Source organism: Cohnella endophytica (genome assembly GCF_003628305.1).
Lineage (GTDB): Bacteria > Bacillota > Bacilli > Paenibacillales > Paenibacillaceae > Cohnella > Cohnella endophytica.
Genome location: NZ_RBZM01000004.1, coordinates 718086 through 744889, shown reverse-complemented (window position 1 = coordinate 744889; position 26804 = coordinate 718086). Strand labels below are relative to the sequence as shown.

The 26804-nt window shown below is 54.1% G+C and carries 21 protein-coding genes; all 21 read right to left on the bottom strand.

Annotated elements, in window-relative coordinates:
* Positions 1-36: 36 nt before the first annotated feature.
* The 21 genes from D7Z26_RS10045 to D7Z26_RS09945 all read right to left on the bottom strand — a co-directional run bounded on the left by D7Z26_RS10045 (position 37) and on the right by D7Z26_RS09945 (position 26550).
* Complete coding sequence (locus tag D7Z26_RS10045; RefSeq protein WP_120976334.1) at positions 37-1716, bottom strand: ribonuclease J; 1680 nt, start codon at positions 1714-1716, stop codon at positions 37-39.
* Positions 1717-1968: 252 nt separating this feature from the next.
* Positions 1969-2847, bottom strand: a complete 879-nt coding sequence (gene dapA / locus D7Z26_RS10040) for a 4-hydroxy-tetrahydrodipicolinate synthase (protein WP_120976332.1) — start codon at positions 2845-2847, stop codon at positions 1969-1971.
* Between the two features lie 14 nt (positions 2848-2861).
* Positions 2862-4094 (bottom strand): aspartate kinase, encoded by a 1233-nt coding sequence (gene dapG / locus D7Z26_RS10035; RefSeq protein WP_120976330.1) that lies wholly within the window; start codon positions 4092-4094, stop codon positions 2862-2864.
* An 81-nt stretch (positions 4095-4175) separates the two neighbouring features.
* Positions 4176-5219, bottom strand: coding sequence for an aspartate-semialdehyde dehydrogenase (locus D7Z26_RS10030; RefSeq protein WP_120976328.1), 1044 nt, complete (start codon positions 5217-5219; stop codon positions 4176-4178).
* A gap of 36 nt (positions 5220-5255) precedes the next feature.
* A complete protein-coding gene (locus D7Z26_RS10025; RefSeq protein ID WP_120976326.1) occupies positions 5256-5852 on the bottom strand; it encodes a dipicolinate synthase subunit B in 597 nt (198 codons plus the stop codon).
* Complete coding sequence (gene dpsA, locus D7Z26_RS10020) at positions 5849-6748, bottom strand: dipicolinate synthase subunit DpsA (RefSeq protein WP_120976324.1); 900 nt, start codon at positions 6746-6748, stop codon at positions 5849-5851. Before dpsA ends, D7Z26_RS10025 begins: the two co-directional genes overlap by 4 nt.
* 943 nt (positions 6749-7691) lie before the next feature.
* Positions 7692-8135: a dUTP diphosphatase gene (gene dut / locus D7Z26_RS10015; protein ID WP_120976589.1), complete on the bottom strand. Its 444-nt coding sequence runs from the start codon at positions 8133-8135 to the stop codon at positions 7692-7694.
* Positions 8098-9378, bottom strand: a complete 1281-nt coding sequence (locus D7Z26_RS10010) for a M16 family metallopeptidase (RefSeq protein WP_120976323.1) — start codon at positions 9376-9378, stop codon at positions 8098-8100. Before D7Z26_RS10010 ends, dut begins: the two co-directional genes overlap by 38 nt.
* 65 nt (positions 9379-9443) lie before the next feature.
* Complete coding sequence (locus D7Z26_RS10005) at positions 9444-10445, bottom strand: polysaccharide deacetylase family protein (protein WP_407643493.1); 1002 nt, start codon at positions 10443-10445, stop codon at positions 9444-9446.
* Positions 10446-10606: 161 nt separating this feature from the next.
* Complete coding sequence (gene pnp, locus D7Z26_RS10000; protein WP_120976318.1) at positions 10607-12709, bottom strand: polyribonucleotide nucleotidyltransferase; 2103 nt, start codon at positions 12707-12709, stop codon at positions 10607-10609.
* 204 nt (positions 12710-12913) lie between these two features.
* Positions 12914-13183 (bottom strand): 30S ribosomal protein S15, encoded by a 270-nt coding sequence (gene rpsO, locus D7Z26_RS09995; protein WP_120976316.1) that lies wholly within the window; start codon positions 13181-13183, stop codon positions 12914-12916.
* Between the two features lie 148 nt (positions 13184-13331).
* A complete protein-coding gene (locus tag D7Z26_RS09990; protein ID WP_120976314.1) occupies positions 13332-14315 on the bottom strand; it encodes a bifunctional riboflavin kinase/FAD synthetase in 984 nt (327 codons plus the stop codon).
* An 18-nt stretch (positions 14316-14333) separates the two neighbouring features.
* Positions 14334-15296, bottom strand: coding sequence for a tRNA pseudouridine(55) synthase TruB (truB, locus tag D7Z26_RS09985; RefSeq protein WP_120976312.1), 963 nt, complete (start codon positions 15294-15296; stop codon positions 14334-14336).
* Positions 15293-16279 carry a DHH family phosphoesterase gene (locus tag D7Z26_RS09980; RefSeq protein ID WP_120976310.1) on the bottom strand — a complete coding sequence of 329 codons (987 nt, stop codon included), beginning with the start codon at positions 16277-16279 and terminating at the stop codon, positions 15293-15295. The genes truB and D7Z26_RS09980 overlap by 4 nt, the downstream gene beginning before the upstream one ends.
* Positions 16280-16307: 28 nt before the next feature.
* Positions 16308-16664 (bottom strand): 30S ribosome-binding factor RbfA, encoded by a 357-nt coding sequence (gene rbfA, locus D7Z26_RS09975; RefSeq protein ID WP_120976308.1) that lies wholly within the window; start codon positions 16662-16664, stop codon positions 16308-16310.
* Between the two features lie 58 nt (positions 16665-16722).
* Positions 16723-19773, bottom strand: coding sequence for a translation initiation factor IF-2 (infB, locus tag D7Z26_RS09970; protein WP_120976306.1), 3051 nt, complete (start codon positions 19771-19773; stop codon positions 16723-16725).
* Complete coding sequence (locus tag D7Z26_RS09965) at positions 19766-20098, bottom strand: YlxQ family RNA-binding protein (protein ID WP_120976304.1); 333 nt, start codon at positions 20096-20098, stop codon at positions 19766-19768. The genes infB and D7Z26_RS09965 overlap by 8 nt, the downstream gene beginning before the upstream one ends.
* On the bottom strand, positions 20082-20402 hold the full coding sequence (rnpM, locus tag D7Z26_RS09960; protein WP_120976302.1) for an RNase P modulator RnpM: 321 nt from the start codon (positions 20400-20402) through the stop codon (positions 20082-20084). Before rnpM ends, D7Z26_RS09965 begins: the two co-directional genes overlap by 17 nt.
* Positions 20403-20413: 11 nt before the next feature.
* On the bottom strand, positions 20414-21511 hold the full coding sequence (gene nusA / locus D7Z26_RS09955; protein ID WP_120976300.1) for a transcription termination factor NusA: 1098 nt from the start codon (positions 21509-21511) through the stop codon (positions 20414-20416).
* Between the two features lie 73 nt (positions 21512-21584).
* Positions 21585-22046, bottom strand: coding sequence for a ribosome maturation factor RimP (gene rimP, locus D7Z26_RS09950; protein ID WP_120976298.1), 462 nt, complete (start codon positions 22044-22046; stop codon positions 21585-21587).
* 193 nt (positions 22047-22239) lie between these two features.
* Entirely contained in the window at positions 22240-26550 is a 4311-nt protein-coding gene (locus tag D7Z26_RS09945; protein WP_120976296.1) for a PolC-type DNA polymerase III, read from the bottom strand.
* Between the last annotated feature and the right edge of the window lie 254 nt (positions 26551-26804).

Below are 26804 nucleotides of genomic sequence, written 5' to 3'. Positions count from 1 at the left end.
AGGAAACGGTTTTAGATGAGTGTGGGATATTCGCTGTTACACTTCCATGATGATCGGCAAGATCATCGGTCTTCTTTTCGTTTGTTCGTACAAGAAACGACCGAGCGCGTCTTTGACGTTCGTCTTCAGCGAAGCCCATTCGTTTACGTTCTCGTTCATAAGTTTGTGCAGCGTGCTCGTTACGATGCGGTTGGCTTCCTCTAGCAGGCCTTCCGATTCGCGGACGTACACGAAACCGCGGGAGATGATGTCCGGACCGGACATGATCGTTCCGTCTTGTTTGCTGAGCGTGACAACGACGACAAGAATTCCGTCTTGCGATAGCAACTTACGATCGCGAAGGACGATATTACCGACATCGCCGACGCCCAGTCCGTCGATCAACACGTTGCCGGCAGGAATTTTGCCTGCTTTGCGCGCGACGCCGCCCTGAATTTCGACTGTATCTCCGTTGTCGAGCAAGAAGATGTTTTCTTTCGGAATGCCTACGGACTCTCCAAGCCATCCGTGATGGCGAAGCATCCGATATTCGCCGTGAATCGGAATGAAATATTCCGGACGCATCAGGTTCAACATGAGCTTAAGCTCTTCTTGGCTGCCGTGACCGGATACGTGCACGCCGGATACGGATCCAGGTCCGTAAATGACGTAAGCGCCCAACCGCATCAATTCATCGACGGTCCGACCGACATAACGCTCGTTGCCCGGAATCGGAGTCGCGGCGATAATGACGGTATCTCCCGGCAGAATGTCTACTTTGCGATGCGTAGAACGAGCCATTCTTGTAAGCGCGGACATCGGCTCGCCTTGGCTACCCGTCGACAAAATAACGACGCGATCCGCGGGAAGCTTGTTCACCTCTTCAGGTTCGATCAGCATGCCTTCCGGAATATTCAGGTAACCGAGCTCGGAAGCGATGTTGACGACGTTTACCATGCTTCTGCCGATAACCGTCATTTTGCGGCGCGTTTCCGCGGCCGCGTTGATCACTTGTTGAATGCGGTGTACGTTCGACGCGAATGTGGCAACGACGACGCGTTGTTTCGCGGATCGGAACAACGATTCGAATTCTTTGCCGATGTTGCTCTCGGAAGGCGTATAACCTGCGCGCTCCGCATTGGTGCTGTCGGACAGCAGGGCTAATACGCCGCGGCTTCCGATTTCCGCCATCCTCTGCAGATCGGCGAATTGGTCGTTGACCGGCGTATGGTCGAACTTGAAGTCGCCCGTGTGGACAACGTTGCCTTCCGGCGTTTCCAAGCAGACTCCGACGGAGTCGGGAATGCTGTGGTTCGTACGGAAGAAGCTCGCTTTAATCGTTCCGAAAGTTAACTCCGTATCCTCGTTGATCAGATGGCGTTTCGTATCGCCCAGCAAGCCAGCCTCTTTCAGCTTGTTCTCTACGAGACCTAACGTAAGCTTCGTGCCGTAGATCGGAACGTTGAGTTGCTTCAAGACGTAAGGCAATCCGCCGATATGGTCCTCGTGACCATGCGTCAGAAGAATGGCGCGCACTTTATCGCGATTCTCCAACAAGTAACTAATATCCGGGATTACGACGTCGATTCCGAGCATCTCTTCTTCCGGGAACTTCAATCCAGAGTCCACGACCACGATGTCGTTTCCATACTGGATGCAATACATATTCTTTCCGATTTCGCCAACGCCGCCGAGAGCGAAAATAAGCAATTTATCTTGGTTGTTTTTCTTTGACACTTCTAGTACCTCCTACTAGATCCATTCGACGCACCCGATCGATATGAAATTTTCAATTTGCTAAAATTTTATTAGCCGCACCCAATCACTCTCAACCATTATACATGAAGCAATTCAGGAAAAACAAGATCGTCCCCATTATCTTTCCCCGCGGGGACAAACGGATTCGCGCTTCGCGACATAACAAAAACCGACGCCGTAGGACGTCGGTTCTCGTATCCGGGACTGGGCGACCGACGACATTTCCTTAAGCTAGCCTTCGATTAGATTGCGCAGGAACTGGGTTTCCGCATCGGTTGCCGGCACTAGCGGCAAGCGAACGCCGCCGACGGACAAGCCGCGCCGTTCGAGCGCGTACTTCACGGCAACCGGATTAGGAACCGGATGCGGACAATTAAACAGCCCGTTAAATACCGGGTAAAGCTGCGCATTCAACTCTTGCGCCTCTTTCACTTGACCGTCCAAATAAGCCCCGATCAATTGTTTCATTCGCGCTCCGATAAGATGACTCGCAACGCTGATGATCCCGTATGCGCCGACGGAAAGAGCCGGCAGCGTTACCGCATCGTCTCCGCTGTACAACACGAAGCCTTCAGGCGCGCCGCTGACGATTTCCGTCATCTGGCCCATCGAAGCGCACTCTTTGGTCGCGACGATGTTCGGAATTTGCGCCAAACGAAGCGTCGTTTCCGTCGAAATACTTACGACGGTTCGCGAAGGAACGTTATAAATGATGATGGGAAGCGAAGTCGCTTCGGCGATCGTCCGGAAGTGTTGATAAATGCCTTCCTGCGTCGGCCTATTGTAGTAAGGTGCGACCAGCAGGATTCCATCCACTCCCGCTTCCTCCGCTTTCTTCGTCAAGTGCACGGAATGCGCGGTTTCGTTGCTTCCCGATCCGGCGATGATTTTACAGCGGCCGGCCGCATGTTTAACCGCGAAGCGGAAGAGCTCGACTTTCTCGTCGTCCGTTAATGTGGGAGATTCTCCGGTCGTTCCGGAAACGACCAGACTGTCGGACTTCTGCTCGTCGATCAAGTAATCGATTAAGCGTCCCGTCGCTTCCCAGTCAATATTCAAATGCTCGTCGAAAGGAGTTACCATTGCTGTAATTAAACGACCGAAACTCATTGCGATTGCCTCCTCTATATTTCCCTGGCCGGCGTGAGATGCAGCCCGAATGCGGTGTGTAAAGACTGCAACGCCTCAGCCAATTGATGTTCGGATATAAGCACCCAGATAGTAGTATTCGAATCCGCGGATTGAAGAATCGGGATCCCGGCGTTCGTCAACGCTTCCACGATTACGGCCATTACTCCCGGTTCCCCGTTCATGCCGCCTCCGATGACGGACACTTTAGCGCATCCGTCGCGCACGGTAGGCTCGAATCCGAGTTCCCGAAGCAGCCCTATCGCGGTCTGCGAATCGTTCGCCAATACCGTATAATGAACGCCCGTTGGCATCACGTTAATAAAATCGACGCTAATTCCGTGCGACGCCATCGCGCGAAAGACGCGCAATTGCACGTCGGCCGGGCCATCGCGGTTGATTACGGCCAATTGCGTCACTCCGCGCACATGCGCAAGTCCCGTAACGGTTTTGTCGAACCAAATGCCTTGTGTACGAAGCACCTGCGCATGCGTGACAAGCGTTCCTTCCCCGTCGGAAAAGGTAGAGCGCACGCGAACCGGAATGCCGGCTTTCATCGCGATTTCGACCGCCCTAGGATGGATGACCTTAGCGCCGTTTTGCGCCATGTTGCAGATTTCCTCGTAGCTAACCGCCGACAACGGTCTTGCGTCGTTCACCCACCGAGGATCCGCGGTCAATATCCCGTCGACGTCCGTATAGATGTCGACGATTCTCGCGTTCAAGGCGGCCCCGAGTGCCGTTGCCGAAGTATCGCTTCCCCCCCGGCCGAGCGTCGTCGCCTCGCCATCCGGCGTCATGCCTTGAAATCCGGCGACGATCACGACTTTCCCTTCGGACAAATGCATGTTCAACCGTTCGGTCTTGATCTCCGTAATGCGGGCCGAACCGTAACGTCCATCCGTAAAGATGCCTGCCTGTCCTCCGGTTAACGCGACCGCGGCTATCCCTTCCGCGCATAACAGGCTGCACAGCAAGGTAGCCGAGATAATCTCGCCGCATGAAAGCAACAAATCCCTTTCTCTCTGCGGCAGTGCATCGCCGTTTAGACGCGCGAGCTCAAGCAGGGAATCCGTCGCGTAAGGCTCGCCGCTCCTGCCCATGGCGGAAACGACGACGACGAGATGAGTCCCCGCTTCAAGCTCGCGGTTAATATGACGGAGGACGTGGCGCCGACTCTGCTCGTCGGACAGCGACGTCCCTCCGAATTTTTGCACGATCAGGTCCATCTCGTCTTCCTCCGCTTCATTCGTAGAATGGATATGAGGAAAGAAAAGCAAGATTGGCTACCGCGAAAAAGTGGATGAAAATTAAGATTGCTGAGGAATTGCGATATACTCGGCAATCTGAACCGCATTCCATGCGGCGCCTTTAAGCAGATTGTCGGAGACGATCCACATGTTCAACGCGCGAGGATTCGCGAGATCGCGACGAACGCGCCCAACGAAAGTTTCATTCTTGCCTGCCGCATCCGTTGCGAGCGGGTACAGCTGATTCGAAGGATCGTCGACGAGCACGAGTCCTTGAGAATCGGACAATAACGACTTAATCTCATTGACGTCGAAATCTTTCTTTAGCTCGACGTACACGGATTCAGAGTGACCGTACGCCACGGGAACGCGAACGCAAGTCGCCGTAACTTCCAACTCGTCGTCATCCATGATTTTTTTCGTCTCGCGAATCATCTTCATTTCTTCCAAGGTAAAACCGTTGTCTTGGAATTTGTCGATTTGCGGGATGACGTTAAAAGCGATCTGATGCTTCACCGGCAAAGAAGAAACCGGTAGAATCGCCGGATTCGCGGCGTTCCCCGCAAGCACTTCGCTTGACTGTCTCAACATCTCGGTAACGGCGGAAGCGCCGGCGCCGGATACCGCCTGATAAGTAGATACGATAATCCGGGAAATGCCGTAACGATCGTAGATAGGCTTCAATGCGGCGACCATCTGGATCGTGGAGCAGTTAGGATTGGCGATAATGCCTTTGTGTTCGCTGATTTTGTCGATATTCACTTCCGGAACGACAAGTGGCGTTTCCGGATCCATGCGATAAGCGTTCGTATTATCTATGCATATTGCGCCATGCTCGACCGCATGCGGGATCAATGCTTTACTAACTTCTCCGCCGGCGCTGAACAAGGCGATATCAATACCGCGAAAGCTTTCGGGAGTTGCTTCTTCAATCGTAATCGTTTGGTCCTTGAACTGGACTGTAGATCCAGCCGATCGAGCGGAAGAAAGCAGCTTTATACTGGCTATCGGGAAGTTTCGTTGTTCGAGGAGTCTTCTGATTTGTACCCCAACGGCGCCGGTCGCTCCCACGACAGCGACATGAAATAGCTGCTGCGTCGACATTTGGATTTGCTCCCCTCGGCGTAATGCAAATTTATCTCAAGCGTATAAGAAACGCTCAACGAGCAAAGGTTGCAACTGTTTGCCTTGTAACGCCGCTTCGCAGGTTTCCGGGATTAAGTCCATTCTCGCCACGAGGGAATTCGGTTTGGCGACGGGATTGTCTTGGCCGAAAGGCACGAAATAGACGTTCTTCATGATCAGAAGCTTCGCTATGTTCGCTGCGTTGAGCCCTAATCCGTCGTTCGTCGATATGGCGAGCACGAGCGGGCGCTGATTGCGCATTTGCGCTTTCGCGGCCATCAAGACAGGACCGTCCGTCATTGCGTTAGCCAATTTGCTCGTCGTATTGCCGGTGCATGGCGCGATCGTTAGTACGTCCAGAAGCTTGGAAGGGCCAAGAGGCTCTGCATCCACTAATGAGGATATAATCTTATTGCCGGTTATCGAACGCAAGGTATCTTGCCAGTGGTTTGACGTTCCGAACCGCGTGTCCGTCGTCATGATCGTAGACGACACGATAGGAATCACGTTGGCTCCCGCGTCCACGAACCGCTGGATTTGCGGCATGACTTCCTCTAGCGTGCAATGTGATCCGGATAACGCGTATCCGACGGTAATTCCCTGCCAACTCATGGTTGATTCCCCCGTAATCGGACGTCTTCCAGAATGATCTGGGTTAGACTGTTCGCGATGATTCGTCCTGCCGTCTTCGGCGCCACGATCCCGGGTAATCCGGGAGCGAGCAACGCCTTGATTCCTCTCTTCTCGGCGAAACGGAAATCCGTTCCTCCGGGCTTGGAGGCCAGGTCGATAATACATGCGCGCAGGGGAAGTTGGGCGATCACTTGTGCTGTGACTATCATAGTCGGAATTGTATTAAAAATCAAGTCGATATTCCCCGCATGACGCGCTAAATCAGGCATATAGAAAGGCTCGAAACCCATCTCGAAAGCACGTGCGAACGTCTCGTCGCGGCGCACTCCGACTTTGACATGCGCCCCTAACGCTTGCAGCGTTCGAGCCATCGTAAACCCCGTTCTTCCAAGGCCGAGTACGATGGAATTCGATCCGTGAATCGTGATATCCGTATTCTCTATCGCCATCATGAGGGCGCCTTCCGCCGTCGGAATCGAATTGTAGATGGCAACGTCGTCCCGTTCGAACAGCTCGATCAGATCCAAGTGATGCTTATCGCACAGTTTTCGCAGGAATGGCTTAGCCATGCCCGTAATTACCTTGCAGTCTTTGGGGATCGCGGCGAGATGGGCATCCGTCAACTTCAACTCTTGGTCGGTGAACAATGCGGATATGATGCCCTCGTCATCGGTGCCGACGGCCGGCAACACCAATGCATTCGCTTCGCTTAGAATTTCCGGCACCCACTCGGCTTTAACGACTCCGCTAAAAGGCGTATCCAGTCTATCGAAACCCGCGATCGTCACAGAAGCATCCAATTCCGTAAGCCGTCGAATGACTTCCAACTGCCGAGCATCCCCGCCCGCTAGAACAATCTGAATTCCCGTAAGGATCTTAGCCCCCTCCTTTCAGCTTTCGCACATAGCACATCGTATGCATAAGCCCAGTCCAGGGTGCCGACGATAGGCTGTGGCCTTATCCCATAGGCAGTTTGCTTCGGGATGCTCTTACCTTCATCGTCCTTCGTCGATATCCCCTTCGCTCAGGAGTTACTGGGCCGTCGCATTCCTTTTGCCGATATCCCCTTCGCTCAATTGGAAAATCCCTAGTCCGGAGAAACCGAACTACAACTCACCTAATCCTTATTCTTGACCTTGCAGTTAGGTAATACCTAACTAGAGCCCTTTAAAACCTCGATTTTCACCGTCTAGTCCGGTGTAACAGGACTACGACAATCCAAGTCCATTGAATTGAAACCGCAGTCAGGTAGTTCCTGACTGCAGTTCTCTTGGTAAAACTATTGCAGAAGGTTCTTTAAATAGAAGGTAAACAAACCTCCTCCTGAGCCAAGGGGATATCGTGAAAAAGCGCACGATAGTAGGAATGTCAAATCAGTTATCCATACGTTGGGAGCACTGAGGTACATTGTAGTTGGAGTTAGTCAAATAAACCGTCTGCTGAGAGCACCCGTGGTACATCGTAGTTGGAGTTAGTCAAATAAACCGTCTGCTGAGAGCACCCGTGGTACATCGTAGTTGGAGTTAGTCAAATAAACCGTCTGCTGAGAGCACCCGTGGAACATCGTAGTTGGAGTTAGTCAAATAAACCACCTGCTGAGAGCACCTGAAGCACATCGTAGTTGGAGTTAGTCAAATAAACCGTCTGCTGAGAGCACTTGAGGCACATCGTAGTTGGAGTTAGTACAACTAATTGTCTGGGGAGAGTCAGCGAAACAGACTCCTGAGCGAAGGGGATATCGAGAAAAAAGCAACCGAGATGTCCGCTCGTATTGACGCGGAAACCCGGTTGCTTCGTGAAAACATGTAAAATGGCCGTTTACTTGCCCGTATGACCGAAGCCGCCTTCGCCCCGAACCGTATCGGATAGCTCCGACACTTCCTCGAGCGAGACTTGCGGCACGCGTTGGAACACCATCTGGGCGATTCGCTCGCCGCGTTCGATCGTGAACGGTTGTTGGCCCAAGTTAATGAGCAACACCTTCACTTCGCCTCGATAGTCCGCGTCGATCGTTCCCGGAGAGTTTAAGCAAGTAATGCCATGCTTGAACGCCAACCCGCTGCGCGGTCTGATCTGCGCTTCAAGCTCGCGAGGCATTGCCATCGCGAAGCCCGTCGGGATGAGCGCGCGCTCTCCCGGGGCCAGAACGAATGGCTCGGCGACCGCCGCGTGCAGATCGAAACCTGCCGCCCATTCCGACATCTGGCGGGGAAGCGCTACGTCCTCATTCCCCGGCAGTCTCTTCAGTTGAATTGGATACAATGAATTCCCTCCCGATTCCCGACAAAACCTTCTCGTTCGCTCCGACAAGCGCAACCGCGCACGGCTCCGCCATCATTGCGGTCATTATTTCGTTCAAGTCTTCCAATTGTACTCGGTCGATCCGTTCCAGCATTTCGTCCAACGTATAATGGCGACCGAGCATGAGCTCGTTCTTACCCAGACGGTTCATGCGGCTGCTGGTGCTTTCCAAGCTCAGGATCAAGTTGCCCTTGAGTTGTTCCTTGCCGCGAAACAGCTCCTCTTCGCTCAAACCCTTGGCGGCGACATCGTTCAACAGTTCCATCGTAATGTCGTAGACGTCCTTGGTTTGTTTCGGCGCCGTTCCCGCGTATACCGTAAACAGCCCGCTATCCGCGTAAGAGGTATGATAGGAATACACCGAGTAGGCCAATCCCCTTTTCTCCCTTACCTCTTGGAACAGGTGGGAGCTCATGCCGCCCCCGATCGAGTTGTTGAGCAAGATCATCGCGTACAAATTCGGAGCTTTCATCGATAAGCCGGGAAAAGTCAGGCAAAGATGGTTTTGCTCCGTTTTCTTGCGGTGAAACAATGCCTTGGAATGGAAGCTCGGAACTTCTAACTCCGCGTCCGTCCCCGTAACGTCGAAACCTCCGAAGTGTTTCTCCAACAGCTCGAGCACTTCTTCTCCTACGTTGCCCGCGAGGCTGATGACCGTGTTGTCGATCCGATAACGCTGGCCCATGTAACCGCGCAAATCGGCGGAGCCCATCGCGTTCAGACGTTCGGCCGTGCCGAGAATGGAATAGGCGAGCGGATGATCGTGGTAGGCCGCCCGCGTCGCCAGATCGTGCACCGTATCGTCCGGAGTGTCCTCGTACATCGAGATTTCTTCGAGGATAACGTTTTTCTCCTTCGCGAGTTCGGCATCCGCCATCTGCGATTCGAAAAACATATCCGACAAAATATCAACGGCGATCGGCAGATGCTGATCAAGAACTTTGGCGTAATAGCAAGTATACTCTTTGGACGTGAACGCGTTCACGTTGCCCCCGATACCGTCGAAGCGGTCGGCGATATCTTTGGCGCTATGGCGGTTCGTCCCCTTAAACAACATGTGTTCGATAAAATGGGAGATTCCGTTGTTATTCAAATCCTCATAACGGGAACCGGTTTTGACCCAGATGCCGAACGCAACCGACCGATAGGTCGGAATCGATTCGATCAGGACGCGCAGCCCATTTTTGAGTATGTATTTTTTCATCCGATTTCCCCCTTCGCATTATGCCTAATGAACAGTGATACCACTATATCAAATTACGACATCCGTCACAACCGATCTTCCAAGCGCTCGGAGGAGAGGGTATCCGATACCGTACCGAGCGTGTAGCCCTTCGCTCTGATCACCTTGATCATCCCTTTTAACGCCTTCTGGGAAGCCGGGGTCGGGTGCATGAGGATGAGCGTTCCGGGCGCGACTTTACGGGACACCTTGTCGATAACGGTCGAAGGATCGGGTTTCATCCAATCGATCGTATCAAGCGTCCATAATACCGTTCTTAAACCGAACTCGGAAGCGACTTGAACGGTATTGTCGTTGAAATAACCCGAGGGAGGCGCGAACCAAACGTTATTGACGCCCAGCTTATCGAGCAACGCCTCCGTCTTTGCGATTTCCTCTCGTTGGCGCTCCGCGCCTAACTTGCTCATGTCCGGATGCGTATAAGCATGGTTGGAGACTTCGTGGCCTTGAGCGATAATCAGCTTGGCCGTGTCCATATGTTTCGCTAGCCAAGTTCCATCGAAGAAAAACGTCGCTTTTACGCCCGTCTCTTTCAGAGTATCGAGCATCGGAAGCAAGTATTCATCCCCCCAAGCAACGTTGATCATAAAAGAGACCATCGGCTTGGCAGAATTGCCCCGGTAGATCGGTTCGACGGGCAGATCCTTCAGGGTAATCCGAGGCTTGACCGCGCGGTAAACCCATGGGAAGCCGCGTCCTCCCGGAGCAGCCCCGATGACCTTCGCTTTAAGATAGGTTGCCTGCACGTCGACGATCCGTCCGTCGTAGCTGGGTACGGCTTTCCAGACGCGGTCGATTACCGCGTCGATCGGTGCTTGATTGTGCTTCGCGGCCTCGGATTGGATATATCCGAGGAGCTGGTCTTCCGATTTCGCTTTCGTTGCGGAAACCGAAGGCTGGTCGTGAGGTTTAACGGCGTGTACGTATGCGCTAAGCGGCCCGTATGTTCCCGCCAACAAAATCGACGATAAGACCAGCATCATCGCTGCCGCTAATCCCGAAGGTATTTTCCTCTTCAATCCGCTCACCCCGTCTTGTCCCGATTCCCTGCCTCATCCTATGCCAAGATGATGGGCAATATGAGTGAGCATCCCAAGGAAGCCGCCGATTTATGCAAAAAAAGACAAAAGAAAAAAGAGACCTTCCTAATGGAGTCTCTTTCGTCCAACTTATTTGATTGTTGCCCGGATTAAACCGAAGGAACCTGTTCCGAATTCAACAACGCTTTGCGGGATAGGTTAACCCGGCCCATGTTGTCGATCTCAGTTACCTTCACCGTGATCTGGTCTCCGATGTTCACGACGTCTTCCACCTTGGCCACGCGATCGTTGGAAAGCTGGCTAATGTGGATCAGGCCGTCTTTGTTCGGCAGAATTTCCACGAAACATCCGAATTTCTCGATCCGCTTGACCGTGCCGGTATACACTTCGCCGACGACGACTTCCTTCACGATGCCTTCGATGATACCGCGGGCTTTTTGGTTCGCCGCCTCGTCGGTAGATGCGATATAGACGGTACCGTCTTGCTCGATATCGATTTTTACGCCGGTTTCTTCAATGATTTTATTGATGATTTTACCGCCGGAGCCGATAACGTCGCGGATTTTGTCCGGATTGATTTTGAGCGAGATGATCTTCGGCGCGTATTTGCTAAGCGATTTACGCGGCTCTTGGATCGTCTCGAGCATTTTGCCCAAGATGAACATGCGGCCTTCTTTCGCTTGTTGAAGCGCCTCCGTAAGAATCTGACGGTCGATCCCGTCGATCTTGATATCCATTTGGATCGCCGTAATTCCCGCTGCCGTTCCCGCGACCTTGAAGTCCATATCGCCCAAGTGATCTTCCATCCCTTGGATGTCCGTCAAAATCGAAGTGTGGTCGCCGTCTTTGATCAAGCCCATCGCCACGCCGGCAACAGGTGCTTTGATCGGTACGCCCGCATCCATCATGGCTAGCGTGCTCGCGCAAATGCTCGCCTGGGAGGTCGAACCGTTAGATTCCAATACTTCGGATACGAGACGAATCGTGTAAGGGAACTCGACTTCCGAAGGAAGAACTTTCAGCAGCGCGCGTTCGCCGAGCGCTCCGTGTCCGATTTCGCGACGTCCTGGCGGACGAAGCGGACGAGCTTCCCCGACGGAAAACGGCGGGAAGTTATAGTGATGCATGAACCGTTTCGATTCCTGCGGACTGATGCCGTCCAGAATCTGAACTTCGCCTAACGGTCCAAGCGTACAGATGCTAAGCGCTTGCGTTTGACCGCGCGTGAACAATCCGGAACCGTGCGTACGCGGAAGAATCGACGTATCGCTGGAGATCGGGCGAATTTCGGCCAATCCCCGACCGTCCGGACGAACCTTATCGTGCGTGATCAGACGACGGACTTCATTCTTGACGATATCGTACAATACTTCCTTGACGTCCTTCAGCTTGCTAGGCGTCTCGGCATAGACGTTACCGAAATGCTCGACCGTCTCGCCGTTGATCGCGTCGATCGCTTCTTGGCGCGCATGCTTCTCGGCGATGCTTACGGCTTGTACCAAACGTTCTTGCGCGTAAGCTTTCACTTCCGCTTCCACGTCGGCGTCTACGCTGTGCAGCTTGACCGCCATTTTGGGTTGACCGGCTACGGCTACCAATTGATCGATCGTATCCACGATTTTCTTGATCTCGTCATGTCCGAACATGATCGCTTCGAGCATATCCGTCTCGGACACTTCGTTCGCTTCCGCTTCGACCATCATGATCGCGTCGCGCGTTCCGGCTACGACTACGTACAAATCCGAAGCTTCTTCCTGCGCTTGAGTCGGGTTCACGACGAATTGTCCGTCCACGCGACCTACGATGACGCCGCCGACCGGTCCGTTAAACGGCACGTTCGAGATCGACAAAGCCGCCGACGTTCCGATCATAGCCGCGATTTCCGGCGAGCAATCTTGATCTACGCTCATTACGAGGTTCACGATCTGAACGTCGTTACGGAAGCCTTCCGAGAATAGCGGGCGAATCGGACGGTCCGTCAAACGGCTGGCCAGAATCGCTTTCTCGCTCGGACGTCCTTCGCGTTTAATAAATCCTCCGGGAATTTTACCGACCGCATACAACCGTTCTTCATAGTTAACGGTAAGCGGAAAGAAATCCAAGTCCTTGGGCTCGTTAGAAGCCGTTACGGTCGACAAAACGACCGTATCGCCGTAACGAACGACGACGGCTCCATTCGCTTGCTTAGCCAATCGTCCCGTTTCCAGAGCGAATGAACGGCCTCCAAGCTGCATCTCCACGCGTTGTTCCAAACAAATACCCTCCTCATTGTGACAGCTGAACCCATCACGAACTTTATGTACATTCGACACTATTCCCATTATTTCCTGCCAACCTATTACTTAGGCATGCACCGGGAGAATCATATCCCTAATATGGGAAAAAGCAACCTGATGCCGGCGAGGGCGTTATGCCCCTTCCGGCGTAGCCAGGTTGCTTTCTTGCGAGTAAAACGATTAACGGCGTAGTCCCAATTTCGCGATCAGGGCGCTGTACCGGCTAACGTCTTTGTTTTTCAAGTATGCTAGCAACTTACGACGTTGACCAACCATCTTGAGCAAACCACGACGGGAGTGATGATCTTTCTTGTGCTCCCTAAAGTGAGTCGTCAGATTGTTGATGTTTTGCGTAAGGATAGCGATCTGGACTTCCGGGGAACCCGTGTCCGTAGCATGTGTCTTATGCTCTTCGATCAATTCTTGTTTGCGTTCTTGTGTCAATGCCATCCTTGTCCACCTCCTTCATCATAATCGCCATTAGCCAAGCAGGCGTCGGTGATCTCGCTTTGCCAAGCTAAGGTTAGAGTATGCCGATTTCCGGGCGCAGGGCCCATCAACGGCAACGTCATATAGTATAGCATAATCTCTGATGTACTTACAATGGCAAAGTCTTCGAGAAAATTTCTTTCGCTTGCGCGGAGTCGCTGGAAATTTGCGCGACTAGCTGATCGATAGATTCGAACTTCTTCTCCGAGCGCAAGAACGTATGGAACGTAAGCGCCAACGCGCTCCCGTAGAGATCCCCGTCGAAGTCGAAAAGATGCGCTTCGAGCTTTAGAGCGCCTCCCGGAGCATCGAAGGTCGGACGGAATCCAACGTTAAGCACGCCGTTATAATGTCCTACGCTCGAACCGGTATCGGACAATACGTCGATATGAATGGCGTAAACGCCCAAACGCGGAATCACGTATGGCTGCTCCGGAAGCAAATTCGCGGTTGGGTAACCTAGCAATCTGCCTCTCGCGTCGCCATGTACGACCGTTCCTTTAATAAGGTACGGCCGGCCAAGCAGACGGGAAGCATCCGTGCACTCGCCGGCTTCCAACCGATCGCGAATGCGGGTGCTGCTCACTTTGCCTTCCTCGAGGTAGACGGGATCGATCGCTTGAACTTCGACCGCCCCCCCGCTGAACAGACGCAACGCTTCCGCGTTGCCTTCGCCTTTATGCCCGAACGCGAAGTCGAAGCCTACCGTTGTCGCCTTGACGTTAAGCGGAAGAATGAACGACTTCACGAACTGTTCCGCCGTCACTTCCGAGAACGCCCGGTCGAAGTGGATAATATAAGCGGCTTCCACTCCGAGCTCGGCAAGCAAAGCCAGCTTGTCTCCGAGCGGCGTGAGCACCGTCCGGTATTGCGATCCTTGTCCTAGAACGACGCGAGGATGAGGATCGAAGGTCATGACCGCCGGCACGAGTCCTTGACGGCGCGCCAATGCGACCGCTTGCCGAACGACCTCCTGATGCCCGAGATGAACTCCGTCGAAGAAGCCGATCGCAAGCGAAATCCCCTGCTCCTTCGTAGCGCCTTCCGGAAGAGCTCCCGTTACGTTCTCTGCAGATAAATCAAACCGTTCCACCTGATGCCGACCTCCTGCTCAATCGGACGGGCTTTCACTCTGATGATCCCCCGCCGCGATAAACACTTTAACCGGACGGACGATTGCCCTATTCTCGTCTACCGAGAACATGCCGAGAAATACGCCGTCCGCACGGTATAGCTTTAATATCCCTTCGCGATCCGGGGGCGGTTGCAGCCTGTCGGCGGAAATCGCTTTACCCTGAACCGCATAGGTTGACTCCGGCATAACGGCGGTCGAGGATGGAATCTCCGTTAACAACGCATCCGGAGATAAAACCTTCTTCCGCAGCTCGCCGCTTGCGAGCATGGCCGGAATTTGCTCCAGCGTCACGCAATGTTCCTCCAAGATACCCGCGCTTTCCGTGCGCACGAGCTCGGACATGACCGCGGGAACTCCCAGTTTACGTCCGATATCCACGCATAACGTGCGAATATATGTCCCTTTGGAACACGTTACCGAGAAAGTAAGCTCCGGTTGTTCCACGCCTGCCACGGCTTGGATCACGTCGATCGAGTATATGCTGACGCGCCTAGACGGACGCTCCACGGTAACGCCTTCCCTGGCTAGCTCGTACAAACGTTTGCCGTCGATCTTAACCGCGGATACCATCGGAGGGATCTGGTCGATATCGCCGACGAACGCAAGCGCCGCTTCGATCATCGCGGGCTCCGTGAGGAAGGAGGCATCCTTCCTTTCGATCACTTCGCCGCTTAAATCCTCGGTATCCGTGGCGATCCCGAATCGAAGCGTGGCACGATAGGTTTTGGGCATCTCCTGCAAATACTCGACGAAGCGGGTAGAACGACCGATGCAAAGAGGTAACACGCCCGTAACCGCGGGATCGAGCGTCCCCGTATGGCCGATCCTGCGTTCCTTGAGCAAACCGCGGGCTTTCGCCACGACGTCGTGGGAGGTCCATCCCGCCGGCTTCCAGATCGCCAGCACGCCTTCCCAGCTTTGTTCCTTATTCTTGCTCATTGCTCATCCAACGCTTTCTGTACGTATTCGACGACTTGACGAATGACTTCGGGAAGAGGTTCGGTAAGCCTGCAACCCGCGGCCCGGACATGTCCGCCGCCGCCGAAATGCTGGGCTACCGCGGCTACGTTCACTTTACCCGCCGAACGGAGACTAACCTTCACCGACGCCGTACCGTTTTGCTTGAACAACATGCCGACCTCGACGCCTTCGACGTTCCGCGGATAATTGACCAAGCCTTCCAAATCCTCGTTCGTCGCACCCGATTCCTCTAGATCCTCGGAAGTGACCCACAACCAAGAGATCCGCTGATCCGATGAATATGCGAGACGCGATAGGCCCCGTTGAATGATTTGCAATTGGCCCGGCGTCATTCTCTCCAACAACAGCTCGGCTAGCTCAGGTCCGTTTACTCCGGCTTCCAATAATCGGGAAGCGATGGACAGAACGAACGGGCTTGTATTGGAATACCGGAAACCGCCCGTATCCGTCAACAATCCCGTGTAGATGGCCGTCGCTATGTCTACGTCCAACGATTGGCCGAGTTCTTCTGTTAATTCGAACAAAATTTCGGCGGTAGCCGCCGCGTGAAACTTCATTAAGTTCACGCGGCCGAAACCGTCGTTCGTCGGGTGGTGGTCGATGTTGAGCAGCTCCGCGTCCTCGGCGAACCAAGATTTCGTCCTGCCTACCCGCGAGTAATCCGCGCAATCGACGCAAATCACGTTGCGGAATTGACGCGGCGGTGCGCTATCGTCGCCTTCCATCGTCAATACGTCGGAGCTATTCCATAGAAAACGAAGCCGAGAAGGCACGGGGCCTTCGTTCAGCATCGTGTATTTCTTGCCGAGCTTCTCCAACAGCCAGCCTGTGGCAACCGTGGAGCTGATCGCATCGCCGTCGGGTTGCACATGGGAGACGATCAAGAAATCGTCCCTCTCCCGAATGAAAGCGGCCGCTTCCTTTAAAGCGTTAGCCCACATGCCCGTTTCCCCCTTGCCCATTCCGAGCTTATGACCCCAAGGAGTCTTTGTTAAGCTGCTGCAACAAGCCTTCGATATGGCTGCCGTAAGCGATCGAGCTGTCGAATTTGAATTCCATTACCGGAGTATGGCGCAGCTTGACGCGGCGTCCGAGCTCCGAGCGCAGGAATCCGTTCGCCCGGCCGATCGCTTTCAGCGTTTCTTCTTTCTGTTCTTCGCTTCCCAGAATGCTGATATACACTCTGGCAAGGGATAGATCGTTCGTGACGTCCACGCCGGTCACGGTAATGAAACCGATCCGGGGATCTTTCAGCTCCGTCTGAATGATGGAGCTGATCTCTTTCTTGATCTGTTCGCCGACCCGTCCGACCCGGAATTTGGCCATGCTGATCCCACCTTAATATGCTTGCTTGGCTTGCCTTGCTAATGCGGCTTCGCGACGATTAACGTTCAACCGACTCCATAACGAACGCTTCGATAACGTCGCCTTGTTGAAGATCGTTGAACTTATCGAGAGTAATCCCGCACTCATAGCCTTCCGAAACTTCCTTCGCGTCATCCTTGAAACGTTTGAGGGAATCGATTTTACCCGTGTAAATAACGATTCCGCCGCGAGTGAGGCGCGCTTCCGAGTTGCGGGCGATTTTGCCGTCCGTGATCATACAGCCGGCGATCGTGCCGACCTTCGTGACTTTGAACGTCTCGCGAACTTCCGCGTGACCGGTAATGCGCTCCTTGTAGACCGGATCGAGCATACCTTTCATCGCGTATTCGATTTCTTCGATGACTTTGTAAATAATCGAATGCAAGCGAACGTCCACTTTTTCTTGCTCGGCCGTCATTTGAGCGCGCGGCTCAGGACGAACGTTGAAGCCGACTACGATAGCGGACGAAGCGGAAGCGAGCACGATATCGGATTCCGTGATCGCGCCTACGCCGCTGTAAATCGTGCGAACGCGAACGCCTTCGATTTCGATTTTCTCGAGCGAGCCTTTAAGCGCTTCGAGCGAGCCTTGAACGTCCGCTTTGAGGATGACGTTAAGCTCCTTGATGTCGCCTTCTTTGATTTTGCTGAACAGATCTTCGAGGGTAACCGTTTGGTTCGCTTTAATCTGCGATTGACGAGTTTTGATCGAACGCTTGTCGGCGATTTCGCGCGCTTTGCGCTCGTCTTCGAACACCATGAACGGATCGCCCGCTTGCGGCACTTCCGTCAAACCCGTAATCTCGACCGGCGTCGATGGTCCCGCTTCTTTGATTCTGCGTCCGCGGTCGTTCGTCATCGCGCGGATCCGTCCGAAGCAGTCGCCCGCCACGAAGGCGTCGCCCACTTTAAGCGTACCGTTCTGCACGAGAATACGCGCAACAGGTCCTTTTCCTTTGTCGAGCTCGGCTTCCATGACCGTACCGCGCGCCCGTTTGTCCGGGTTCGCTTTGTAGTCGTTCACTTCGGCCACGAGAAGAATCATCTCGAGCAAGCCGTCCAAGTTCAAGCGTTGTTTTGCGGATACTTCGACGAAAATCGTATCTCCGCCCCACTCTTCTTGAACAAGACCATACTCGGTCAATTCTTGTTTTACTTTATCCGGATTCGCGCCCGGCTTGTCGATTTTGTTCACTGCGACGATAATCGGCACGTTCGCGGCTTTCGCATGCGCGATCGCTTCGACGGTTTGCGGCATAACGCCGTCATCCGCCGCGACAACGAGAATCGTAATATCCGTAACTTGAGCTCCGCGGGCACGCATGGTCGTAAATGCTTCGTGACCGGGAGTATCGAGGAATGTGATTTTCTTATTGTTGATTTCGACTTGGTACGCGCCGATATGCTGCGTGATGCCCCCTGCTTCGCCGCTTGCGACTTTCGTCTCGCGGATCGCATCGAGGAGCGTCGTTTTACCGTGGTCGACGTGACCCATGATTGTAACGACCGGCGGACGGGAAATCAGTTCATCCGGGTTATCGTTCTCTTCGATCGTCTCGAACTGAGTATCCTCGACAACGATTTTCACTTCGACTTCGACGCCGTACTCGCCTACGACGAGAAGAACGGTATCCAGGTCAAGATCTTGGTTGATCGTTGCCATAACGCCCATCATGAGCAATTTCTTGATCACTTCGGAAGCATCTTTGTGGAGCAATTTCGCCAGTTCGCCGACCGTCATGTTACCGCGAACGATAACTTTTTTCGGCGTATTGTCGATTTTCTCGCGAGGCGGTTGAGAACCTTTGCGCGCGTTTTTGCCGCCTTTGCCTCTCGGTCCTCTAAAGTTGCCTCTGCCGTCGTCGAAACGGCTGTTGTTGTCTTTACGTTTGCCTGCAGCACCCGGACCGCCAGCGCGATTGAACTCGCCTTCGCGTCCTTTAGGAGCATCCGCGCGTCCGCCCGGACGACCGCTATCGCCCGGACGACCTCCGCGCGCGCCTGCTGCTGCCGGCGCTGGACTGCGTCCCGCGCCAACGCCTTGGCCTGGACGGCTTGTCGACGCGCTGCTAGCGCCGCCGCCGAAGCCTCCGCCTTGAGGACGGCTGCCGGCATATCCGCCGCCTTGACCGCCTTGGCCTTGCGGACGGTTATATCCGCCGCCACCTTGACCGCCTTGACCTTGCGGACGGTTGTACCCGCCGCCTTGGCCGCCTTGACCTTGCGGACGGCTATATCCGCCGCCTTGACCGCCCTGACCGCCTTGGCCTTGCGGACGGTTATATCCGCCACCCTGACCGCCTTGGCCTTGCGGACGACTATATCCGCCGCCTTGACCGCCCTGACCGCCTTGACCTTGCGGACGGCTATATCCGCCGCCCTGACCGCCTTGGCCTTGCGGACGGTTGTATCCGCCGCCCTGACCGCCTTGGCCTTGCGGACGGTTATATCCACCGCCTTGACCGCCTTGACCTTGCGGACGGTTGTATCCGCCGCCTTGGCCTTGCGGACGGTTGCCGCCTTCGCGATTGTATCCGCCTTGGCCTTGCGGACGGTTGTATCCGCCGCCTTGGCTTCCTTGGCCTTGCGAAGACGAAGCAGCTGGCGCCGACGATTGGGTCGGTGCGGGCGTCGAATTCACGGCAGGCGTCGAAGCCGCGGACGTTGTCGGAGCCGAAGCTGCCGGAGCCGCAGGCGTTGGAGCAGGTGCCGAAGCCGGTGCCGCTTGCGCGGGAGCAGCAGGACGGGATTGTTGTGCCGGAGCGCTCTGACTAGGCGCGTTGGAAGAAACGTTGCCCGATTGCGGACGACGATCACCCGCAGGCGCAGCGTTCGTATTCGCAGGCTTGGAAGCTTGCGCCATCTTGGCCGCCGCGTTCGCTTTCACGTCGCGGAAGAACTTCTCTACCGCTCCGGTCATGCCGTCTTCCATAACGCTCATATGGTTATTGACCGGCATGTTTTGTCTTTTCAATATCGTAATGATTTCTTTGCTGCTCATGTTGAGCTGCTTCGCATATTCGTAAACCCTGAGTTTATCTTTGTTATCCGTATTATCTTGCTTACTCAATATTCTCCACCTCCGAATGATGAACCCAACCGACGGCTAACATGTCGGCGAAACCCCGATCCGTTACCGCGAAAAGCACGCGTTCTGGTTTGCCTACGGCAGATCCCAGCTCGAAACGGGTAAAACCGATTAATAACGGCACTCCATAGCTATTGCATTTATCTTTGATCTTTTTCGTCGTATTATCCGAGGCATCGCCGGCGAGCAAGACGAGCTTAGCTTCGCCCGATCGAACCGCTTTGAGCACGACTTCTTCTCCGCTGATCAGCTTGCCTGCCCTCGTCGCGAGCCCCAATCGGGACAAAACCTTATTCCCCGTCGTCATCGTCGTCCACTAGCTCCTTGCTTGCCTGGAACTCGTCTTCGACCTGGATGAAGTCCGATTCCAGACGATCGTATATATCCGCGCTAACTGGCGTCTTCAAAGCCCGCTCGAACGCCTTCGACTTTTTCGCCAGTTTGAAGCAAGCGACTTTGCCGCACAGATAGGCGCCCCGGCCGGGCTTCTTGCCGGTAAGGTCGATTGAGATTTCCCCCAGCGGAGAACGCACGATCCGAATCAATTCCTTCTTGGGCATCATCTGCTGACAGGCGACGCATTTACGCTGCGGAATTTTTCTCGGTCTCATGGCGATCCTCCTCAGTCGATCGATACGCTGTCCTGATGCATAGTCGCGCCGGTCGATTTCGGACGTCCATACTCTTGTTCGGCCTGCGTCTCGCTCTTGATATCGATTTTCCAACCGGTCAGCTTCGCAGCCAAACGGGCATTCTGTCCTTTAATTCCGATCGCGAGGGAAAGCTGATAGTCAGGCACGATCACTCGCGCCATCTTCTCGGCTTCGAACACGATCACTTCAAGTACTTTGGACGGGCTGAGCGCGTTCGCCACGTACTCGTCGATCGACTCCGACCATCTCACGATGTCGATTTTCTCGCCTTTTAACTCGGTGACGATGGATTGCACCCGAATTCCACGTTGTCCTACGCAGGAACCGACCGGATCCACTTCTTCGTTACGCGAGTAGACGGCGATTTTGGAACGGAACCCGGCTTCGCGGGCAACCGAACGAATTTCGACCGTACCGTCGAAGATTTCCGGAACTTCAAGCTCGAACAACCGTTTGAGCAGCCCCGGATGAGTGCGGGATAAAATGATTTGCGGGCCTTTGCTCGTGTTCTCTACTTTCGTAATGAACGATTTAACGCGGTCCCCTTGCTTAAACTTGTCGGTAGGCATCAATTCGGTTAACGGCAACGCCGCTTCCACTTTGCCGAGATCGACGTACAGATTGCGCAAATCCATCCGTTGCACGATACCCGTTACGATATCCTGCTCCTTATCCACGAATGCGTGGTAGATGAGTCCGCGTTCCGCTTCGCGAATGCGTTGCGTAACGACTTGCTTAGCCGTTTGGGCGGCAATGCGTCCGAAATCGCGAGGCGTAACTTCGATCTCGGCGATATCGTCCAATTGGTAATGCGGATTGATCGCCCTGGATGCTTCCAGGGAAATGTCCATGCGCGGATCCAGCACTTCTTCCACGATCGTCTTACGAGCGTATACTTTAATTTGCCCCGTTGTCCGATTAATGTCTACGCGAACGTTCTGAGCCGTATTAAAATTACGCTTGTAGCTGGAGATAAGTGCCGCTTCGATAGCCTCGATCAGGACGTCCTTGCTAATGCCCTTCTCGCGCTCGATTTCGGACAGCGCTTCGATAAACTCCATGCTCATGTCTAACCGATTCCTCCTTGATTGCGCGATTAATCGCTAACGCAAGCGTTGCGATTCGCTTTCACTATAGGGTTTAGAAAACGATGGCCAATCTTGCGGAGGCCACTTTATCGTAAGGGATGGCATGTTTGCGGCGTCCGATCGACACGGTTAACGTCGTGCCGTCGAAGCTCTCCAGCCTTCCTTCAAACTCTTTGGCTCCGTCGAGCTTCTCGTACGTCGTCAAGAAAACGTGTTTACCTACCGCTTTCGTAACGTCTTCCGCCTTCTTGAGCGGTCTTTCGGCGCCCGGCGAGCTCACTTCCAAGAAATACGCTTCTTCTATCGGGTCCAGCTCATCCAGTTTCGTGCTTATGAACTCGGACACGATGCCGCAATCGTCGATATCGATGCCGCCTTCTTTGTCCACGTAAACTCGCAAAAACCAGTTGCTGCCTTCCTTCACGTATTCCACGTCCACCAGTTCGAACCCGTTCTCTTCCATAAAGGAAGTCGCGAAGTTCTCCACGATGGACTTGATTTGCGTTGAATTCAAATGGGTTGACCTCCCGATCCTTCAAATGGATTGCCTCCGCTCGTCGTAACGCAAAATAGCCGCAGACAAAACGGAAAGAGTGGGTTTCCCCACTCTTCTGCAGACAGTGATATCCACATGATTACCAAAATTAATATAACATAACCTGAAAGCGGCTGGCAACCACAACTTTCCTCTCTTAGCGCCCGAATGCCTAGAATAGCATGAGCTGATTCGATTCGGGAAGCCCGCGGAATGCCCCTAGTCCCGACAGTACCTCGACGATCGTCTTACTCGCCTTGGAACGCTGTTGGAAATCTTCGACGGACAGGAAATCCCCTTCTTCTTTGGAAGCGGCAATGTTGCGCGCCGCGTTCTCCCCGACGCCGGCGATCGCCCCGAAAGGCGGAATCAGGCTGTCTCCGTCCACGATAAACTTCGTCGCTTCCGAACGGTACAGTTCGATGGATTTGAACTTGAAGCCGCGCGCGGTCATCTCGAGACCCATCTCGAGAATCGAGATCATGTTCTTCTCCTTGGTCGTCGCTTGGAAGCCTTTCTCCTCGATTTCGAGCAGCATCTTAAGAATGGCGTCGTAGCCTTGGCAGAACAGCTCCACGTCGAAGTCGCCGGCGCGAACGGTAAAGTAAGTCGCGTAATAATGGATCGGATAATACAACTTGAAAAACGCGGTCCGAACCGCGGATATAACGTATGCGGCGGCATGGGCTTTCGGGAACATATACTCGATGCGAAGGCAAGAATCGATGTACCATTGCGGTACCTTGCACCGTTTCATCTCGTCGATCCACTCGGGCGTAAGCCCCTTCCCTTTCCGTACGCTTTCCGTGATCTTGAACGCGAGCGATGCGTCCATACCCGCCTTATAAATAAGAAACAACATAATATCGTCACGGCAACCGATTACCGTCTTGATCGTACACGTGTTGTTCTTGATGAGCTCTTGCGCGTTGCCGAGCCATACGCCCGTACCGTGCGACAGTCCGGAGATTTGGAGCAAGTCGGCGAAGGATGCCGGTTTCGTCTCCTCGAGCATCTGCCGAACGAACCGCGTCCCCATCTCCGGAACGCCGAAGGTGGCGACGGGGGAACGAATCTGCTGCGGGGAGACGCCCAGAGCCTCCACCGAGTTGAACAGGCTCATGACCTTCGGGTCGTTCATCGGGATCGTCGTCGGATCTACGCCCGTCAAGTCTTGCAGCATCCGCATCATCGTCGGGTCGTCATGCCCGAGAATATCGAGCTTGAGCAAGTTCGCGTCGAAAGCGTGATAATCAAAATGGGTCGTTTTCCACTCCGAGTTTTTATCGTCCGCCGGGAATTGCACCGGCGTAATATCTTCCACTTCCATGTAATCCGGAACGACGACGATACCTCCGGGATGCTGGCCGGTACTGCGCTTGACGCCCGTGCAACCGGAAGCGAGCCGATTCAATTCCGCGCCGCGCCAAGATTTGCCGTGTTCTTCCTCGTACTTCTTCGTGAAACCGAACGCAGTTTTTTCCGCAACCGTACCGATGGTGCCGGCGCGGAAGACGCTTTTCTCGCTGAAAAGAACCTTCGTATAGTTGTGCGCCTGCGGTTGGTATTCGCCCGAGAAGTTCAAGTCGATATCGGGAACCTTATCGCCTTTGAAGCCGAGGAACGTCTCGAACGGTATATCCTGTCCTTCCCCGCGCATGATCGTTCCGCAGTTCGGGCACGTCTTGTCCGGCAGATCGAATCCGCTCGGCACGCTGCCGTCGAGGAACCACTCGCTATGCTTGCACTCCGCGTTCTTGCACAGATAATGCGCCGGCAAGGGATTAACCTCGGATATTCCGAGGAACGTCGCGACGACCGAGGAACCAACGGAACCCCGGGAACCGACGAGGTAGCCGTCGCTGTTCGACTTCTTCACGAGCCGCTCGGATATTAGGTAGTTGGCGGAGAAGCCGTATTTAATGATCGGTATAAGCTCTTTTTCTAGCCTGGCCGTTACGACTTCGGGAAGCTCTTCGCCATAGAAGCCGCGAGCCGTGTCGTAACAAGTTTTACGGATCTCTTCGTCGGCGCCTTCGATAATCGGAGTGTACAGCTCGTCCGGGAACAGCTTGATTTCCTCGAATCGGTCGGCGAGCTCCGACGTATTCTGGATGACGACCTCGCGCGCTTTGTCCGCGCCGAGAAATTGGAACGCCTCCAGCATCTCGGCAGTCGTGCGGAAGTGGGCGTCCGGCTTACGCTGATCCTTGAGCGGACTGAAGCCCGTGATGCCGTGAATCGTAATGTCGCGGAAAATTTTCTCGCGCGGAAGCAAGTAATGCACGTTGCCGGTAGCGATGACGGGCTTCGTCAATTTCTCGCCGATTCGAACGATCCTACGCAACGCCTCTTCGAGATCCGCTCGGCTGGATACGAGTCCTTTATCGAGCAGATGCATATAGAAATCGAGCGGTTGAATCTCCAGCACGTCATAGAATTCCGCGACTTCTTCCGCTTCTTCCTGCGATTTGTTAAGCACGGTTTCGAACAGCTCGCCCTTCTCGCATCCAGAAATAACGAGCAGCCCCTCCCGGAGCTCGACCAACTTGCTCTTCGGGATGCAAGCGACGCGGTTGATATAATCCGTATGGGAAAGCGAAATGAGCTTAAACAGGTTTTTCTTGCCGACCGCGTTCAGCGCATAGATGCCGCAATGGAACGGGCGGGTCGTTTTCCAACTGGTCTCGTTAACTTCATTCAACAGGTGAAGCTCCGTCACGCCCCGCGAGAGTGCTTCTTTAAGTAAACCGTTGAGTATACCGCCGAGCGCGATTGTATCGTCGATCGCCCGGTGATGATTATCGAGCGACACTTTGTACAAGTTCGCCAACGTATTCAAGCGGTGGTTTTTCATCGTCGGATGCAGGAATCGCGCCAGTTCGAGCGTATCGAGCGCGGGATTGGCGAGCGGCGGAAGCCCGTGCTGCTTGCACGCATGCTGAATGAAGCCGATATCGAACCTCGCGTTATGCGCGACGAGGACGGCATCCCCGACGAATTCGATAAACTCCTTCAGCTTCGGCTCGAGCTCCGGCGCATCCTTGACCATGTCGTCGTTAATGTTCGTGAGTTGCTGGATATTGTATGGGATCGGCTCATGCGGGTTAACGAACGTCTCGAACCGTCCGGTTTCCTGGCCGTTCACCATCTTGATACCCGCCAGCTCGATGATCTTGTTGTTCGTGACCGATAATCCGGTCGTCTCGATATCGAACACGACGTACTCGGCATCGGCCAAGCTTTGCTCCCGCGGCTGAATAACCATCGGCACCGCATCGTTAACGACGTTCGCTTCCACTCCGTACATGATCTTGATGCCGTGCTTCTTGCCTGCTTTGGCCGCGTCCGGGAAACATTGCACGTTCGCGTGATCGGTTACCGCGATCGCTTTATGCCCCCACTTGGCAGCCGTCTTGACGTAGAGGTCTACCGGCGTGACCGCGTCCATCGTGCTCATCGTCGTATGCAGATGGAATTCGACCCGCTTCTCTTCGGCCGTATCCTTCGGCTCTGGCGGGGATAAGATTTCACGAATGTCGTTCGGAAACATGACGAGTTCAGGCGGATTAAGGAAACGGTCGTATTCGATTTTGCCCCGCAGCTTCACCCATTTGCCGTTGGCAAGCAAGCTGAGCATCTTAATATCTTCTTTGTTCTTGCCGAACACTTTGATCGCCAAAGAATCCGTAAAGTCGGTGACCGAGAACTGGAACAGCGTGCTGCCCGTCCGCAGTTCTTTCGTATCCAAGCCGAAGACGGCGCCCTGTATGGTCACCTTTTTCTCTTCCTCGCGGATTTCTTGAATCGGTATGGCCGGTTCCTTAATCTCGTAGCCGTGCGCCAGCACCTGAGGAGGTTCGCCCTCTTCGACTTGCGACTCTTCCCTTGCGCTGGCCATCAGTTGCTCGATTTGCTCGCGGTTTTCCTGTTCGATTTTTTGCGTGAACTCCGTATAGGTTTCCGGCTTCGTTTCTCCTACGGCGAGCTTGATCCGGCATTGTCGCTGGAACCGTTCCTCGAAAAACTTCGCAGCCTGCGTATCGATCTCCTTTTTTCGCGCAAGCCCTAAGTTCGTCTCGTTCAACAACGTAATCGTAATCACGTCGCCTTCGACGCTAAGATCGGCTTTGGCGAGCCATCCGTTAACGGACACGACCTCCTGCTGCATCCATTCCACGAATACCGGCCAATATTCCTGCACCAATTGATCCGTCGATACGTTCTGACCGTAACGGATAATTTTCCTTATGTCTGCCAGATGTCCTAGCTTGGCCTTAACACGTTCGATAAACCCTACGTATATGGATCTAGGAAGCAACGCTTCCTTGCCGATATAGATCGTCCATTCCTTGCGGGAACGGCTGATTTCCACTTTCTCGATGTGCCCGTCCCGAAAATGCTGACCGAGCCACTCGGTCGGCAATTCCGCCTGCTGCAGCAGGACCTCGAACCGTTTTCTTTGATCTTCCGTCGGCTGCATGTGCACATTCCTCTCCAAGTCCGATAAATACAAAAGCTTCCGCGAGAAGGGGTCGGCGCCGACTGCGCCGAAAGCCCCTCTTCCATCAGAAGCCGAATCTGCTCTTTCTATTATTCTACCTGAACGTCCCCCCTGCATTCAATAGAAAGGATTAGCAGAGAGGCGAAAGCCGGCAACGCTTTCCCGTTTTCCGTCATGGTTTACGGCTTGTATGCGCTCAAAAAAATGCAATCCAAGCCAGAAAAATAGCCTAA

What these genes read in the sequence shown, in the direction of transcription:
- rpsO (WP_120976316.1), bottom strand. Translation starts at nt 13,183, where the DNA reads ATGGCATTGACACAAGAACGCAAACAAGAATTGATCGAAGAGCATAAG.
- rnpM (WP_120976302.1), bottom strand. Translation starts at nt 20,402, where the DNA reads ATGAGACCGAGAAAAATTCCGCAGCGTAAATGCGTCGCCTGTCAGCAG.
- truB (WP_120976312.1), bottom strand. Translation starts at nt 15,296, where the DNA reads ATGAGCAAGAATAAGGAACAAAGCTGGGAAGGCGTGCTGGCGATCTGG.
- D7Z26_RS09945 (WP_120976296.1), bottom strand. Translation starts at nt 26,550, where the DNA reads ATGCAGCCGACGGAAGATCAAAGAAAACGGTTCGAGGTCCTGCTGCAG.
- D7Z26_RS10025 (WP_120976326.1), bottom strand. Translation starts at nt 5,852, where the DNA reads ATGAGTTGGCAGGGAATTACCGTCGGATACGCGTTATCCGGATCACAT.
- D7Z26_RS10010 (WP_120976323.1), bottom strand. Translation starts at nt 9,378, where the DNA reads ATGAAAAAATACATACTCAAAAATGGGCTGCGCGTCCTGATCGAATCG.
- rbfA (WP_120976308.1), bottom strand. Translation starts at nt 16,664, where the DNA reads ATGGCCAAATTCCGGGTCGGACGGGTCGGCGAACAGATCAAGAAAGAG.
- dapA (WP_120976332.1), bottom strand. Translation starts at nt 2,847, where the DNA reads ATGAGTTTCGGTCGTTTAATTACAGCAATGGTAACTCCTTTCGACGAG.
- dapG (WP_120976330.1), bottom strand. Translation starts at nt 4,094, where the DNA reads ATGGACCTGATCGTGCAAAAATTCGGAGGGACGTCGCTGTCCGACGAG.
- nusA (WP_120976300.1), bottom strand. Translation starts at nt 21,511, where the DNA reads ATGAGCATGGAGTTTATCGAAGCGCTGTCCGAAATCGAGCGCGAGAAG.
- D7Z26_RS09965 (WP_120976304.1), bottom strand. Translation starts at nt 20,098, where the DNA reads ATGACGACGGGGAATAAGGTTTTGTCCCGATTGGGGCTCGCGACGAGG.
- D7Z26_RS09980 (WP_120976310.1), bottom strand. Translation starts at nt 16,279, where the DNA reads ATGTGGGCTAACGCTTTAAAGGAAGCGGCCGCTTTCATTCGGGAGAGG.
- D7Z26_RS10030 (WP_120976328.1), bottom strand. Translation starts at nt 5,219, where the DNA reads ATGTCGACGCAGCAGCTATTTCATGTCGCTGTCGTGGGAGCGACCGGC.